The organism is Veillonella intestinalis (genome assembly GCF_943193155.1).
GTDB classification, from domain to species: Bacteria; Bacillota; Negativicutes; order Veillonellales; family Veillonellaceae; genus Veillonella_A; species Veillonella_A intestinalis.
Map to the genome: position 1 here is coordinate 23,645 of NZ_CALPDB010000006.1, position 14,944 is coordinate 38,588.

Consider the following 14,944-nt stretch of genomic DNA (forward strand, 5'->3'; position numbering starts at 1 on the left):
TCCTTCTAATTCTTTCTTTACATCTATAACTGCCTATACGATAATCTCGCACACCACTATCTTTCTGTATATGATGTATATCATAGGCCTATCTTTCATACATTATTTATGCAAGGATTTATATACGCCCATTAATTCTGTAATAGCATCATCTTCATTGCCCTTTTTAATAGCATCAACGACACAAGAGCGGGAATGACTTTCTAGCATTATTAATCCTACTTGATATAAAGCGGCTCGTACGGCACCTATTTGTTGTAAAACTTCTACACAGTACCGATGATCATCAATCATCTTTTCAATCCCTTCCACTTGACCTTTAATCCGCCGTAAACGACGACTTAACTTATCTATCTCCATATCATTTAACATATCAAGGCCTCACTTATTAAAAATAAAAAATATATAATTAAACAATTACTAACAGATTATGCCAGTAAGCAATGCATTCAACTATAAAACAATTAAATATAAGAATACATACATCGCCTCAATATACCCCCAGGGAGTATTTCAACAACTACTATAATAGTAAACCTTCTCAATAAGAACGTCAACATAGGGGTATTGTCTAATTCTTCAAAATTCCGTATCATAAAATATAACAAGTCTATATAGCTAATACTCAGATAATTAGCTATATAGCAATACTTTAAGGTTAGTGCATCAGAACTTACTTACAATCCATATAAGTTTCTTTTTATATATTTTAACAGGGGGTATACATGGAGTCATATATTACAGTTAGCCAAGAGCATCGCATAGAATATATTGTAGAAAAATCACGCTTTATTGCTACTGCCATACCTTGTGCAACAGAAACAGACGCACAAGCTGCTATCGCCCGCATTACCAAAGAATTCTGGGATGCTACCCATAATTGTACTGCTTATGCCCTAGGCCCAAGACAAGAGCAGCAACGCTCATCAGATAACGGTGAACCTTCAGGTACAGCAGGTAAACCTATGCTTGAAGTCTTAAAAAAAACCGGTCTTACCAATACACTCATTGTAGTAACCCGCTACTTTGGCGGCATTAAACTAGGTGCGGGTGGTCTCATTAGAGCCTATTCTCATAGTGCTGCTGAAGTCATTCACAGTGCCCCTAAAACATTGCATGCACCACGTCAGCTTATATCCATTACCATTGACTATGGCCTATTTGGCACTGTAGAACGTTATTTACAAGATGAAACGTATTATTATGAAACTAATTTTACTGATACAGTTACGGTCATCATTTATGTAGAACCAGAACGCTTAGCACCATTAGAAACAGCCTTAGCCAGTATAACTAGCGGGCAACATAATTGGACTTTACTAGAAGAAAAATTAGTAGCTCTGCCTTATACAGACTAAACCATCTACCATAGACCATTGGCTACTTACTTTAAGACTCTGCCCACCAGCCAACTCATAGCATTCCCTTACTACCTGTTAAACATTTATGCCTTTAGGGGCTGACAAATGATGTTACACATAGTACAATAAGGGTATAATAATGTAAAAATATATTTAAAGTAGTACGCCCACACTACATTGTCATGACAATCTTACTTGTATAGGCAGGGAGGATTCTCATGGACACATCATATTATTACAATTTCATCATCTTAGTACAAACCGGTAATATGACTCAAGCAGCGAATATTTTACACATCACGCAACCTGCTTTGAGCAAACAACTCAAATATTTAGAGGCCGAGTTTGGCACGCCCCTCTTGCATATAAAACGTGGTCAGCGAGGGGCTAATTTTCGTCTCACTGAAGCTGGTCGCATCTTCTATGAAAAAGCACAGCAATTATGCGCCATTGAAGAATCTACCTATGCCGATGTAAAGCGTTTAAACTCGGCCGTTGAAGGGACTTTGCGAATCAGTTCTTCTGCGTCTCGCTCAACAGGTTTAATACAACAATATTTACAAGATTTTTCTCATAAATATCCGTCCGTTCATTATGAAATTTACGAAGGCTTAATGAGTGATGTTACTGAGTCACTTTTAAACGGTCAAGCAGAAATTGGCTTGTGCAACTCCCAAATGGTTGATACTAGTCGCTTTGACATTCTCTTTACCCAACCAGAATCTCTCTACGCAGTATTTCGTAATGATATTTTTTGGAGTACCCTAGAAAAAGACAACCTCACTTGGGATGAAATTGCTCGTTGTCCCCTTAGTTTATCTGGTGGATCAGTGCGAATGCTCATGCAAAGCGCCAGTCGCCTATTCAATAACTTAAATGTCATCTCTGTTACAACAACCAAAAGCTCTGCCATTGAATGGGCACAATTAGGTCGTACGGTCGCCATTATTCCCATGGACTCACAAGAGAAAGTTCATGGCCGTAAAATGACCCGTATTCGTTTACCCGAGTTAGCTACTGGCTTTCACAAAAGTTTTATTACTATAAAAGGTCATACACCATCCTTAGTAGCCAAGCAGTTTTTAGAGTTTTACCAAGGAATCATGTAGCCGTTCACAACTAAACGATAGGCTTTTGTAAATTATACAAATTATATCTAAAAAATTGAATGTTATGCAATTATATGGTATACTATGGGTAGTGGTACTTGTAACCACTACCCTTTCATTATTTTTGTGTTAATAATACGTAAAGGATGAATAACTATGAAAGAAATTTTAGGTTTCCACTTAAACGGTTGTCCTTATTGCCAAAATGCATTTAAAGCAATTGAAGAATTAAAAGCTGAAAATCCAGCTTATGGTGATATTAAAATTAATTGGGTAGAAGATCAGGATGCGCATGAATTATTTAAAACACATCCATATGATTACTATCCAAACCTTTGGTTTGACTTAGATAAACAATATGAAGCTAAACCAGGTGAAAGCTACGAAGAAACAAAACAATTAATTAAAGCTGTTTTTGATAAAGCATTATAATTAAAAGTACAAAAAGGCCCTTAAGGGCCTTTTTTATTTACACAATTTTATACAATTTCTTTTTTCAATTGATAGATTAATAATAACATAATAAACCATACAGGTGTTACAAATAAGGCAACACGTGTAGCCGGATTAAAAGCAAGTGTTACGATAACAAACGCAAAAAATGCCAATACTATATAATTAAAAACAGGAAACAAAGGCATTTTGAAACTGCTTTTAGCTGCTAAATCAGGTCTTGCTTTAACAAATTTCATATGGCATATGGTGATAATTCCCCAAATATATAAGAAACAAAAAGTAGCCACACTCGTTATAATAACAAATACGCCTTCTGCAATTACATATTGTAAAGCCACCACTAAGCAAATAACCAATACAGATAAAAATAAAGCATTTGCAGGGACTTGCTTATTCGTCAATATTTCTAAAATTCCGGGAGCATGACTTCGTTTTGCTAGGGAATACAGCAAACGGCTTGTGCTAAATACACCACTATTACAAGCTGACGCAGCCGAAGTAAGCACTACAAAATTTACAATAGAAGCGGCCCCTACAATACCTATGGCTAAAAATACTTCTACAAAAGGACTCCGATCTGGATTAACAGAATCCCAAGGAAAAATACTCATAATAACGGCTAACGCACCAACATAAAACAAAATGATTCGAATGGGAATACTATTAATGGACTGCGGAATTACTTTCTTAGGATTTTCTGTCTCCCCCGCCGTCAAGCCAACTAACTCAATCCCAGCAAAAGCAAATACCACCATCTGAAAGGATTGGATAAAACCACTAAAGCCTTTAGGAAACCAACCACCATGACTCCATAAATTACTAAAACTAGCCACGCCTACAGACGTTGGCTGACCGGTAAAAATAAAATAAATCCCCAGTACAATTAAAGCTATAATAGCAACTACTTTAATGCAAGCAAACCAAAACTCTAATTCACCAAACAATTTGACTGTTAATAAATTCATCAACAATAAGATAAATAAAGTTACTAGACTAGGAATCCAAGCCTCTATACTAGGAAACCAGTACTTTACATAAATTCCTACCGCTGTTATATCTGCCATAGCAACTGAAATCCAACAAAACCAATATGTCCAGCCCGTAACAAAAGCCGCCTTTTCCCCCATATAGTCTTGTACAAATTCAATAAATGTATGATAATCCGTATTCGATAAAAGTAGCTCCCCTAAGGCGCGCATCATCAAAAAACAAATACCACCAGTAATAATATAGGCAAATAAAATAGCTGGCCCGGTTAATGCAATTGAATGCCCAGATCCTAAAAATAGACCGGTGCCAATAGCGCCACCAATAGCAATAAGTTGCACATGGCGATTTTTTAGCCCTCTGGCAAGGGTTTGTTCTTGATTCTTTGCTGAGCTCGTTACGGGTTCTAGTTCTTGATTCATCTAATAACACCCTCCTCTAGGCTAATTATGGATTAATTGATTAATAATTATTAATTATAGCAGTTCTAATGGGCCTATTTCTATAAAAAACAACAAAAAATACAATATACATGATAATACAAAAAACCTAAGGCAAGTATCATTACTCTTACCTTAGGTTTTTGTTATAGTTTGTATAAATTTCTCATAATAGAGTAAGCAATTTCCTTTTATCTCTATTACTTAGTAACTTGTCAGCTATTTATCAGCTATTATTTACGTTCTTTTGCTTCTTTTAAAATGTCAGCCAAGAAGTCTTCCCATTTAACGGCGCCTTTTTCACCTTCTAAGCGACTGCGAACTGCTACAGTACCGTCTTGTTCTTCTTTATCCCCTACAACTAACATATACGGTACTTTTTCCATTTGCGCTTGACGAATCTTATAGCCAATTTTTTCGCTACGATCATCCAATTCTACACGAATGTAAGATTTTTTGAAAGCATCACGCAATTTCTTAGCATATTCTACATGTTTTTCACTAATAGGTAAAATCTTAACTTGAACTGGTGCTAACCAAGTTGGGAATGCCCCTGCATAGTGTTCAATCAAGATGCCAATAAAACGTTCCATCGAGCCAAAGCAAGCACGGTGAATCATGATTGGTTGATGTTTCTGCCCGTCTTCACCAATATATTCCATTTGGAAACGTTCAGGCAAGTTCATATCCAACTGGATAGTACCACACTGCCAAGTACGACCAATGGAGTCACGAATATGGAAGTCTAATTTAGGACCGTAGAACGCGCCGTCCCCTTCATTAATTTGATATGGAATTTGCTTTTCTTCAATTGCTTCACGAAGTGCATTAGTAGCAGATTCCCAAATAGCATCATCACCCATTGCATTATCTGGCTTAGTACTTAACTCTACAGTGTAAGTTAAACCAAATTGACTGTAAATACGGTCAAAGAGTTCAATAACTTTAATTAACTCTTCTTTAATCTGGGATGGCAACATAAATACATGAGCATCATCTTGAGTGAAGCTACGTACACGGAATAAACCATGTAAAGCACCAGATAATTCATGACGATGAACAAGACCAAGTTCTGCCATACGAATTGGGAAGTCGCGATAGGAATGCATATCATTCTGATATACTAAAATACTACCAGGGCAGTTCATTGGTTTAATCGCATAATCTTCTTCATCAATCATAGTCGTATACATATTTTCACGATAATGGAACCAGTGACCAGATTGTTCCCATAGTTGACGATTTAAGATAATTGGCGTACGTACTTCTTCATAATCAAAATCATGATGTACTTCGCGCCAGAAGTTTTCTAATTCATTGCGAAGTGCCATACCTTTTGGTAAAAAGAATGGGAATCCAGGGCCTTGTTCTTTAATAACAAAAAGACCTAATTCTTTACCTAATTTACGATGATCACGACGAGCTGCTTCTTCTAATAAATGTAAGTATTCTTCCAATTCTTCTTTCTTTTCAAAAGCAGTGCCATAAATACGTTGCAACATTTTATTTTTTTCATCGCCACGCCAGTACGCACCTGCTAAACTCTGAAGTTTGAAAGCCTTCACTTTACCAGTGGAAGCCACATGAGGACCGGCACAAAGATCAAGGAATTCACCTTGACGGTACATAGAAATTTCAGCATCAGCTGGTAAGTCTTCAATTAATTCAACTTTATAAGCTTCATTTTTTTCTTTGAATAATTTAAGTGCTTCCTCGCGAGAAATTACTTCTTTTTCAATCGGGAAATTAGCTTTTACAATTTTCTGCATTTCTGCTTCAATTTTAGCTAAATCTTCTGGTACTAACACATGTTCCATATCAATGTCATAGTAGAAGCCATTTTCAATCGCTGGCCCAATTGCAAGCTGTGCTTCTGGCCAAAGACGCTTAATAGCCTGTGCCATAATATGAGATGCACTATGGCGCAAAGTGTCTTTACCACCTTGTTGTTCAAATGTTAAAAAGCTAACATGAGAGCCATCTTTAACTGCTTCACGTAAATCAGTTAATTCACCGTCTACCTCTGCTGCTAATACTTTCTTAGCTAAGCTATTGGATAATTGTTTAACAGCCTCCCCTAAAGTAGTGCCCGCTGCATAAGAACGTTCACTATTGTCAGGTAAAATAATTTTTACTTCACTCATGGTTATTCCTCCTTAAAATTAAGTTACACCGGCGGGACACGCTGTAACTATTCATCATATACAATACTTATTTAAAATTAGCTACACTATCTATTGTCTAATAGGCGCTTTCCTAAACAAGCATCAAAAAAGACCTTCCTCCCGACAAGGGACGAAGGTCTCGTGGTTCCACCCTAGTTAGTCATCTGCAAAGACAACTCACTTTATTGTCGATAACGCCTACTCGCGGATTGGCATACTACAGTTCAACCAATCGGTTTGAAGGGGGTAACACACTAACTTGTGTAAGATGGTCACAGCCTAGCCATCTCTCTCTGTCACACAGTGGATTAGGTATCATGTCCTTCGCTCTACCTGTTTCATTTGATGTATACACTGTACACCAAATTTTCAATAGTGTCAATACTCATTGTGCACAATTTATTATTTTTTTACAAAATTTTCACAAACCTCAAAACTAAATATAGTAATACAGCAAATTGTAGCCCTTATTATGTCTCTAAAAATCAAGTATCCATGACTAGCCACCATAGGCAAAATCAGGTAACTTAAATCCAAAGAGTAACAATAATAAAACCTAAAATTGGGCAACAAAATTTAATAAAGCTAAAAATCATGAATTTGATCAACTTCTAAGAAGGTTAATTCTATATCTAAACTTCCCAAAACTTGACGTACTAAAGGGGCCGTATCAAATGTGCTCCTAACCATACAAAGTCCTTCAGCACGCTGTAATGTGGTCATAACCCCTAAATATTCATAGCCTTCTAAAATACGATTTACGTAATTCGTATGAGTTGGTGAAATTTTAAAATATACATATGATTCGTCCAATATTAGTCACCCCTCATAGCAACCTATACCTTGTACTATTACTGACCTTTTACCTTACATTTACGACGCATCATAGCATATTCTTCTAATGGTGTATCAATGTATAAACGAACTTTCATCTGAGCATGTGGTGCCACCGTAATTTCATTGCCCTCTTCATCTGTCATTTTGGAAATCGTATGATACACTAATTCGCCATGAGGCTGACAAAATTCTACTTCATCGCCTACTTTAAAATTATTACGTTGTTCTAAATACGCATATCCTTCCTCTTCATTATACCCTTCTACAAGGCCAATAAAATCATGTGTTTGAGTATTACTAGAGGCACCATAATTCTGCGCAGTTTCATCAGGCTTTTCTACTGAAAAACCTTCGGTGTATGGACGATGCGAAATTTTTTCTAATTCTTCAATCCATTCTGGTTTTACTTCATAATGCTCTGGGTCAGCTAAATAAGTATCCACAGCTTCACGATACACTTTTGTTACCGTAGCTGCATAGTGAACACTCTTCATACGGCCTTCGATTTTTAAACTATCTACACCAGCCTCTACCAAATCAGGAATATATTTTAACAAACAAAGATCTTTGGAGTTAAAAATATAGGTACCATGTTGATCTTCTTCAATTGGATAGTATTCACCAGGACGATTTTCTTCTACTAAGGAATATTTCCAACGACAAGCCTGTGTACACTGCCCACGATTAGCATCACGAGTGGTAAAATAATTGCTCAATAAGCAACGGCCAGAATAGGATATACACATAGCGCCATGAACGAAAGCTTCAATCTCAATGTCGGCTGCTTCCTTCATAGTTTTAATATCGGCAATACTTACTTCGCGTGCCACTACAACACGACTAGCACCCTGTTCCTTCCAAAATTCAGTCGTTAAATAATTAGTCGTATTAGCCTGAGTGCTTACATGACGTTCCAAATTAGGGGCTACTCGTTTTGCTAACAAGAAAATGCCTAAATCAGCCACAATAATAGCATCCACACCAATAGACTCTAGGAATTTCAAATAATCTTCTAAACCAACTAAATCTTCATTGTGAGGGATAATATTGCATGTTACATAGATTTTTTTACCATGACTATGTACAAATTCAACAGCTTCTTTTAACTGCTCATTGTTAAAGTTTGAGCTACTAGCACGCAAACCAAAAGATTGACCGGCACAATATACCGCATCGGCACCATAACGAATGGCCATTTTTAACTTATCCATATTGCCTGCTGGAGACAACACTTCAATTTGTTTATTCATGTATTACTTATTACCTTTCCAAATACTCACACTCATACCATCTCCTAAAGGATAAATGGTAGTATTAAATTTCGTTTTATCTTCCACGACGGCTAAAAATTCACGCAGTCGTTTCACAATTGTCTTATATCGGTGAGGTGCTTCTTTCTCACCACGTACATACCCTCTAAAAATAACATTATCAGCTAGTACAACAGCTTGCGGTGCCAAATGTGGCAAAATCAATTCCAGTTGCTTCCCATATTGCCCTTTAGGCCCATCTAAAAAGACCAAATCAAATGTACCATCCAAATTAGCTAATACGTCATTAGCATCGCCTAAATGAAGGGTTATATTCTCTTTATACGAGGATTGATTCACATAATACTGCGCCATGCCATGGCGTTTTTCATCGAGCTCAATAGATACAATCTCCGCCCCTGGTGCTGCATGTTTAGCTAATAACAATGTAGAATAACCAATAGCCGTTCCCACTTCTAACACGCGATTAGGCCGATACAAGCTAATGAGTTCTTCAAATAAATGTACTTCTGACTCGCGCAAAATTGGGACCTTATTGAGGACTGCATAAATGCGCTGTTCATTTAAAATCTCTTTAATCTCCATAAATCGATGACACCACTTCTAAATGTTCTTCATAAGTCTTCGTAAAGTGGTGACGCCCTTCCTTATCTGCTACAAAAAATAAATAATCTGTACTTGGTGCATTAAGCACAGCCTCCATTGATTTCATGCCAGGATTTGCAATTGGCCCTGGAGGCAAGCCCTTGTTAGTGTATGTGTTATACGGGCTCGGTAACTCTGTGTCCTCAATGGACAAATGAGGTTTTGGATACCCTAAAATATATTGGATACTAGCACAAGACTGCAATGGCATACCAATTTGTAAGCGCTTCATAAAAACAGCGGCAATAATCGGCCTATCTTCATCAAACTTAGCTTCTTTTTCCACTAAAGAAGCTAATGTAATAAATTCAAAAATAGTCATATTTCTCGCTGCAATCTGCTGACGCATAGCTGGGGTCAATTGTTTATTTAATTCCCCTGCCATCCGTTTTAAGATATCTTGTGGCTTACTATCCACGGGAATCTCATATGTATTAGGGAATAAAAAGCCTTCTACACGATAATCTACTTTACTAGGGCCATACATATATTGGTAAGGCACATAGGTTTTAGCTTCTTCTAAAAAAGCGGTTTTAGAACCTAAACCATTTTTTTCCAATTCGTCGGCAATTTGTTGAATCGTATAGCCTTCAGGAATCGTTACTTTAATAGCTTGTAACTTTCCTTTCTGCAACAACTTAATAACATCTCGCAGACTCACATTTTGTGGAATTTGATAATACCCTTGCTGTAGTTTATCCATAGAGCCAGTTAAACGTAACGCTAAGCGAAACGTTGTAGGCGAGCTAATAATCCCTTTCTCGTATAACATATCACCAATTTCAGCACCAGTTTGATCTTTATCAACCGTAAATACTACATTTTCTGGCTTACTCACTATACTATTGGGTTTTAAATATATGACGGCGGCGGCGATACAAAGAATAAGCAACAATCCTATAAAGGATGCACCTATCCACTTCAATCGTCTGCTCATAGACAACCTAACTCCTTATAGTTAATAATCAAAGCAGTATACACAAGAACTGCTTATAAACAGGCGAAAGAGGGGCTAGGCCCCTCTTTCCCTAAATTGTAATACCTAATTATTCTTCGTCAAGACCTGCTTCATAAAGGGCCAATACGCTTTCAAATTCTTCATCTGTAGGCGCTACATATACATCTTCGCCGTCTTCTTCATCAATGCGAGCGATGATAACTTCTGGTTCTTCATGGCATTTACAGCCTGGTTCACATTCTTCAGGTGGTAAAGAAATAAGAACAGCAAATTCTTTACCCTCATGATTAATGATCATATCTTCTTCATAATACATTTCGTTGCCTTCGCCATCATCAATGACAACAACTGACATTTCGCCTTCATACCCTTGTTCTACCATGAGGACCTCCTTACGGTTAATATAAGTAGTTATACTACGCCTACTTGCTAGCCCATCACTATGACTAGTAATACTATAGATTAGCTATTTAGCGTTGATGACTACGACTATCTAAATAACCTTGTAATATGACAACAGCTGCCATTTTATCAATGACAGTTTTTCGTTTTTTACGACTTACATCCGCCTCAATGAGCGAGCGTTCTGCCATAACTGTAGATAATCGTTCATCCCAAAACGTTACCGGTATAGCAATCACTTCCTGTAGCTTAGCTACAAATTCTTCAGTCTTAATCGCTCGATCACCTTTCGTACCATTCATATTTTTGGGCATTCCAACTACAAGTTCTTCTACTTCATACTCAGTAATCAATTCTTGCAATCGTTGAAAATCCTTTTCTAATGAGGTACGCCGAATTGTTTCAATGCCTTGAGCAGTTACATATAATGCATCACTACAAGCCACACCAATCGTACGACTGCCCACATCAAGTGACATTATTCTCATATTACAGTTTCTTAGCCTTTACATACTCTACAACAAGTTCTTCAATCAATTCGTCCCGATCCAAACGGCGAATCATGCTACGTGCATTGTTATAACTTGTAATATAAGTAGGCTCGCCAGAGATAAGAAAACCTACAATTTGTTCCACTGGATTATATCCCTTTTCTTGCAAAGCGTGATATACATCACGTAATACTTCACCAGCGGAAGGAACATCATTTACTTTTTGAAACATCATAGTTTCGTCAGATACACTCATGCAAAAGCCTCCTTTACAACGGTATAGGTCATAGCGCCTAAGCGCTATAGCCTACACACAGAATAATGACATGGTTATTTTTATTTTACCACATTTCTATTTTACCATAGATAGAATAGTTTCTTTACCTTTTTCTAAAGCCGCTCCTAAAGCACTAGCATCTTTACCACCAGCTTGCGCCATGTCAGGACGACCACCACCATTACCACCAGCAGCCTGAGCTGTAGCTTTTACGATGTTACCTGCATGGAATCCACCTTTAACAGCATCTTTAGTGGCCATACATACGAAGTTAACTTTATCTTCGTGTTTCATACCTAATAGAACAATACCAGAAGCCACTTTGTCGCGTACCATATCGGCAATGCTACGAAGTTCATCCATATCAGCCGCTTTTACCTCAGCTACAACAGCTTTGAACTGACCAGCCTCAAAGGCGCTACTTAAAACAGTTTCTAAACCGCCAGACATCAATTCTTTACGAGCAGCTCCTAAATCATGTTCTAATTGTTTTGCTTCAGCCACAACCTGCTGAGCACGAGCTACAACATCTTCTGGTTTTGTTTTTAAAATAGTAGCCACTTCACGAAGTTGAGCCTGTTCTTGTTGCGCTAACAATAACGCCGCTTCACCTGTTACAGCTTCAATACGGCGTACCCCAGAACCAATGCCACCTTCGGAAAGAATGCGGAATGTACCGATAACAGCCGTATTCACAACATGCGAACCGCCACAAAGTTCTACGCTAAATTCTGGGACAGATACTACGCGTACACGTTCACCATATTTTTCACCAAAGAGAGCCATAGCGCCAAGCTGCTTAGCTTCATCCATGGACATTTCTTGGATCGTCAAATTGCTAGCTTTTAAAATTTCACCATTTACTAAATCAGTAATTTGAGCCAATTCTTCAGCTGTTACTGGCGAGAAATGTGTAAAGTCAAAGCGCAAACGATCTGGCATTACTAGAGAACCTGCTTGGTTTACATGACTACCTAATACTTGTTTAAGAGCTGCATGCAACAAATGAGTAGCTGTATGGTTACGCGCCATCGCTAAACGACGATTCGTATCCACTTCAAAACTTACAGTATCACCAACTTGTAAATTACCTTCTACAATCGTACCTACATGGTAAGTTGTACCTTCTGGTAATTTTCGAGTTGTATGAACTTCCATTTTACCCATTGGCCCTACGATGAAACCAGAATCACCTAATTGACCGCCCCCTTCAGCATGGAATGGCGTAGTGCGTACAATTAAAGTAATTTCCATACCATCAGAAGCACTATCAAGGCGATTAGCCCCTTCCCCTAACATAAGAATTTCAGAGGATGTAGCCGTTTCATCATCAGTCAAAACTTCGTCACGAAGGAAGGTAATGTCTGGCGTTGCTACTTTAGCATCTACATCTTCACGAGCGGCACGAGCACGCGTACGCTGTTCGTCCATGGCTTTTTCAAAACCTACCATGTCGATAATAAGGCCTGCTTCCATAGCAATCTCTTCTGTTAATTCCCAAGGGAAGCCATATGTATCATATAACTTAAATACTTCAGTACCTGGTACTTCTTTAGCATTGTTAGCTTTTAAATCATCAATTAATGCACTCAATAATTCAAGGCCCTGTGCTAAGGTCTGATTAAAGCGGTCTTCTTCATTAGCCACAACTCGTTTGATGAAGTCATGTTTTTCAGTTAAGCCTGGTACACCAGAACCTAAAATATCAATAACTACATCAACTAAATCAGTTAAGAAACGACCTTCAATACCAAGTAGTCGACCATGACGCACAGCACGGCGTAAAATACGACGTAATACATAGCCACGACCTTCATTAGAAGGCAATACACCATCACTAATGAGCACCGAAATAGCTCGTACATGGTCACCAATTACCTTCAAGGATACATCAGTATTAGCATCTGTATGATAGGTCACTTTAGCCATGTCCGCCGCTTTTTCAATGATAGGGAAAATTAAATCCGTTTCAAAATTACTTTCTTTATTTTGCAATACCGATGCTAAACGTTCTAAACCAGCACCAGTATCAATATTTTTCTTTTCTAAAGGAACATATTCACCTTCAGCTGTACGATTGAACTGAGTGAATACAAGGTTCCAAATTTCAAGATAGCGATCACAATCGCAACCTGGTGCACAATCTGGTTCACCACAGCCACGAGATTCGCCAAGATCGTAGAAAATTTCACTATCTGGTCCACAAGGGCCTTCCCCAATTTCCCAGAAATTATCTTCTAAACGACTAATATGATCATCTGGCAAACCGATTTCATTATGCCAAACATCATACGCTTCTTGATCATCAGGATACACTGTAACATACAAGCGATTTTTGTCTAGTTTAATCACTTCTGTTAAAAATTCCCAAGCCCAATGAATGGCTTCTTTTTTGAAGTAATCACCAAAGGAGAAATTACCTAACATTTCAAAGAAGGTATGATGACGTGCCGTACGACCTACGTTCTCAATATCCCCTGTGCGGATACATTTCTGACAAGTAGTTACCCGTGTACGTGGTGGCACTAATTTACCAGTGAAAAAAGGTTTCAATGGTGCCATACCAGCGCCAATAAGTAGCAAAGAGGGATCGTTTTCCGGAATTAAGGAAAAACTATCTAACATTAAATGTTGTTTACTTTCAAAAAATTTTAAATAAGCCTGACGCAGCTCATTACCCTTCATGAGTTCAGCCTCCTAAATAAATACGATTACTCCTTATTATACTTCTTTAGCCCTATATTTGTCTATTTTTTAATGAAAATGAGAAATGTAAGCGCATATCCTAAAATCGCCACTAACACAATAGTTCCACCAGGGGCTAAGTCAAATTCAAAAGCTGCCAATAGCCCTAAGAAGACACTGCCTAGTGAATACATTTCACTGAGCAATAAGGTCCTTACAAAACCTTGACGCCATAAATGAGCTGTCGCCACCGGTACAATCATAAGGGCCCCAATAAGAAGTATCCCTACAATAGTCATCCCCATAACAACAACTAAGGCTGTCAAAATGGCAAAGAGCATATTAATTCGCCCTACTGAAATGCCAGCAGTAACTGCAATTTGTTCATCAAAGGCAGTAAATAGTAAACGTGAATATATGGCATATATAACAATTGCCACTAACACTGCCACAATGGCGATAGTTATAATATCAGTAGTTGTAACTGTTAAAATACTGCCAAAAAGAAAATTCAATAAACCAGTGCTTGGCATTTTAGTCATGGTAGCAAAAATAACAGCTAAGGCTAAACCAGTATAGAAGAATAGGGCTAAAATCATATCGGTATACTGATTTTGACGACGTCGTACCAGTTCAATCCCTATAGCGGTTAAAACAGTAAGGGCTGCTGCCCCTAAAGGCGGATATATTTGTAACAAAGACGCCCCCGTTACACCAGCAAACGCCACATGCCCCAAGCCTTCACTAAGAAGGGATTGCCGTTTAATAACAATAAATGTCCCAATTAAAGGACACATAAGGGCTACAATCATACCAGCCATAAAAGCTCGTTGCATAAATTCATAAGAAAAAATATCCAT

The 14,944-nt window shown here is 37.9% G+C and carries 15 protein-coding genes; 3 read left to right on the forward strand and 12 right to left on the reverse strand.

Going from position 1 to position 14,944, the window contains the following annotated elements:
- Positions 1–102: 102 nt before the first annotated feature.
- Positions 103–372 carry a metal-sensitive transcriptional regulator gene (locus NFR44_RS07850; RefSeq protein ID WP_251443350.1) on the reverse strand — a complete coding sequence of 90 codons (270 nt, stop codon included), beginning with the start codon at positions 370–372 and terminating at the stop codon, positions 103–105.
- Between the two features lie 353 nt (positions 373–725).
- On the opposite strand from NFR44_RS07850, the gene NFR44_RS07855 reads away from it, so the two are divergent.
- From NFR44_RS07855 to NFR44_RS07865, 3 genes are all read left to right on the forward strand, one after another.
- Complete coding sequence (locus tag NFR44_RS07855) at positions 726–1,358, forward strand: YigZ family protein (protein ID WP_251443354.1); 633 nt, start codon at positions 726–728, stop codon at positions 1,356–1,358.
- Positions 1,359–1,579: 221 nt separating this feature from the next.
- Positions 1,580–2,470: a LysR family transcriptional regulator gene (locus tag NFR44_RS07860; protein WP_251443356.1), complete on the forward strand. Its 891-nt coding sequence runs from the start codon at positions 1,580–1,582 to the stop codon at positions 2,468–2,470.
- 156 nt (positions 2,471–2,626) lie between these two features.
- Entirely contained in the window at positions 2,627–2,902 is a 276-nt protein-coding gene (locus NFR44_RS07865) for a glutaredoxin (RefSeq protein ID WP_251443359.1), read from the forward strand.
- A gap of 47 nt (positions 2,903–2,949) precedes the next feature.
- On the opposite strand, the gene NFR44_RS07870 is transcribed toward NFR44_RS07865, so the two are convergent.
- The 11 genes from NFR44_RS07870 to NFR44_RS07920 all read right to left on the reverse strand — a co-directional run bounded on the left by NFR44_RS07870 (position 2,950) and on the right by NFR44_RS07920 (position 14,944).
- Positions 2,950–4,335, reverse strand: coding sequence for an amino acid permease (locus tag NFR44_RS07870; protein WP_251443361.1), 1,386 nt, complete (start codon positions 4,333–4,335; stop codon positions 2,950–2,952).
- Positions 4,336–4,586: 251 nt separating this feature from the next.
- A complete protein-coding gene (gene thrS / locus NFR44_RS07875; protein WP_251443364.1) occupies positions 4,587–6,497 on the reverse strand; it encodes a threonine--tRNA ligase in 1,911 nt (636 codons plus the stop codon).
- Positions 6,498–7,103: 606 nt separating this feature from the next.
- Positions 7,104–7,331: a DUF4911 domain-containing protein gene (locus NFR44_RS07880; RefSeq protein ID WP_251443367.1), complete on the reverse strand. Its 228-nt coding sequence runs from the start codon at positions 7,329–7,331 to the stop codon at positions 7,104–7,106.
- A gap of 38 nt (positions 7,332–7,369) precedes the next feature.
- Positions 7,370–8,605, reverse strand: coding sequence for a peptidase U32 family protein (locus NFR44_RS07885; RefSeq protein ID WP_251443370.1), 1,236 nt, complete (start codon positions 8,603–8,605; stop codon positions 7,370–7,372).
- Between the two features lie 3 nt (positions 8,606–8,608).
- Entirely contained in the window at positions 8,609–9,211 is a 603-nt protein-coding gene (locus NFR44_RS07890) for an O-methyltransferase (RefSeq protein ID WP_251443373.1), read from the reverse strand.
- A complete protein-coding gene (gene mltG / locus NFR44_RS07895) occupies positions 9,201–10,208 on the reverse strand; it encodes an endolytic transglycosylase MltG (protein WP_251443376.1) in 1,008 nt (335 codons plus the stop codon). Before mltG ends, NFR44_RS07890 begins: the two co-directional genes overlap by 11 nt.
- Before the next feature lie 109 nt (positions 10,209–10,317).
- Positions 10,318–10,611: a DUF1292 domain-containing protein gene (locus NFR44_RS07900; protein WP_251443379.1), complete on the reverse strand. Its 294-nt coding sequence runs from the start codon at positions 10,609–10,611 to the stop codon at positions 10,318–10,320.
- Between the two features lie 88 nt (positions 10,612–10,699).
- Positions 10,700–11,119 (reverse strand): Holliday junction resolvase RuvX, encoded by a 420-nt coding sequence (gene ruvX, locus NFR44_RS07905; RefSeq protein WP_251443381.1) that lies wholly within the window; start codon positions 11,117–11,119, stop codon positions 10,700–10,702.
- A gap of 1 nt (position 11,120) precedes the next feature.
- The gene (locus NFR44_RS07910) at positions 11,121–11,378 is read right to left on the reverse strand and encodes an IreB family regulatory phosphoprotein (RefSeq protein WP_115310002.1); all 258 of its coding nucleotides are present in this window, start codon (positions 11,376–11,378) and stop codon (positions 11,121–11,123) included.
- 96 nt (positions 11,379–11,474) lie between these two features.
- Positions 11,475–14,084, reverse strand: a complete 2,610-nt coding sequence (gene alaS, locus NFR44_RS07915; RefSeq protein WP_251443384.1) for an alanine--tRNA ligase — start codon at positions 14,082–14,084, stop codon at positions 11,475–11,477.
- Between the two features lie 62 nt (positions 14,085–14,146).
- Positions 14,147–14,944, reverse strand: coding sequence for a metal ABC transporter permease (locus tag NFR44_RS07920; RefSeq protein ID WP_251443387.1), 798 nt, complete (start codon positions 14,942–14,944; stop codon positions 14,147–14,149).

Bases quoted from the DNA above. Each gene is read 5' to 3' on its own strand.
- NFR44_RS07850 (WP_251443350.1), bottom strand. From the start codon at position 372: ATGTTAAATGATATGGAGATAGATAAGTTAAGTCGTCGTTTACGGCGG.
- NFR44_RS07855 (WP_251443354.1), top strand. From the start codon at position 726: ATGGAGTCATATATTACAGTTAGCCAAGAGCATCGCATAGAATATATT.
- NFR44_RS07860 (WP_251443356.1), top strand. From the start codon at position 1,580: ATGGACACATCATATTATTACAATTTCATCATCTTAGTACAAACCGGT.
- NFR44_RS07865 (WP_251443359.1), top strand. From the start codon at position 2,627: ATGAAAGAAATTTTAGGTTTCCACTTAAACGGTTGTCCTTATTGCCAA.
- NFR44_RS07870 (WP_251443361.1), bottom strand. From the start codon at position 4,335: ATGAATCAAGAACTAGAACCCGTAACGAGCTCAGCAAAGAATCAAGAA.
- thrS (WP_251443364.1), bottom strand. From the start codon at position 6,497: ATGAGTGAAGTAAAAATTATTTTACCTGACAATAGTGAACGTTCTTAT.
- NFR44_RS07885 (WP_251443370.1), bottom strand. From the start codon at position 8,605: ATGAATAAACAAATTGAAGTGTTGTCTCCAGCAGGCAATATGGATAAG.
- NFR44_RS07890 (WP_251443373.1), bottom strand. From the start codon at position 9,211: ATGGAGATTAAAGAGATTTTAAATGAACAGCGCATTTATGCAGTCCTC.
- mltG (WP_251443376.1), bottom strand. From the start codon at position 10,208: ATGAGCAGACGATTGAAGTGGATAGGTGCATCCTTTATAGGATTGTTG.
- NFR44_RS07900 (WP_251443379.1), bottom strand. From the start codon at position 10,611: ATGGTAGAACAAGGGTATGAAGGCGAAATGTCAGTTGTTGTCATTGAT.
- ruvX (WP_251443381.1), bottom strand. From the start codon at position 11,119: ATGAGAATAATGTCACTTGATGTGGGCAGTCGTACGATTGGTGTGGCT.
- NFR44_RS07910 (WP_115310002.1), bottom strand. From the start codon at position 11,378: ATGAGTGTATCTGACGAAACTATGATGTTTCAAAAAGTAAATGATGTT.
- alaS (WP_251443384.1), bottom strand. From the start codon at position 14,084: ATGAAGGGTAATGAGCTGCGTCAGGCTTATTTAAAATTTTTTGAAAGT.
- NFR44_RS07920 (WP_251443387.1), bottom strand. From the start codon at position 14,944: ATGGATATTTTTTCTTATGAATTTATGCAACGAGCTTTTATGGCTGGT.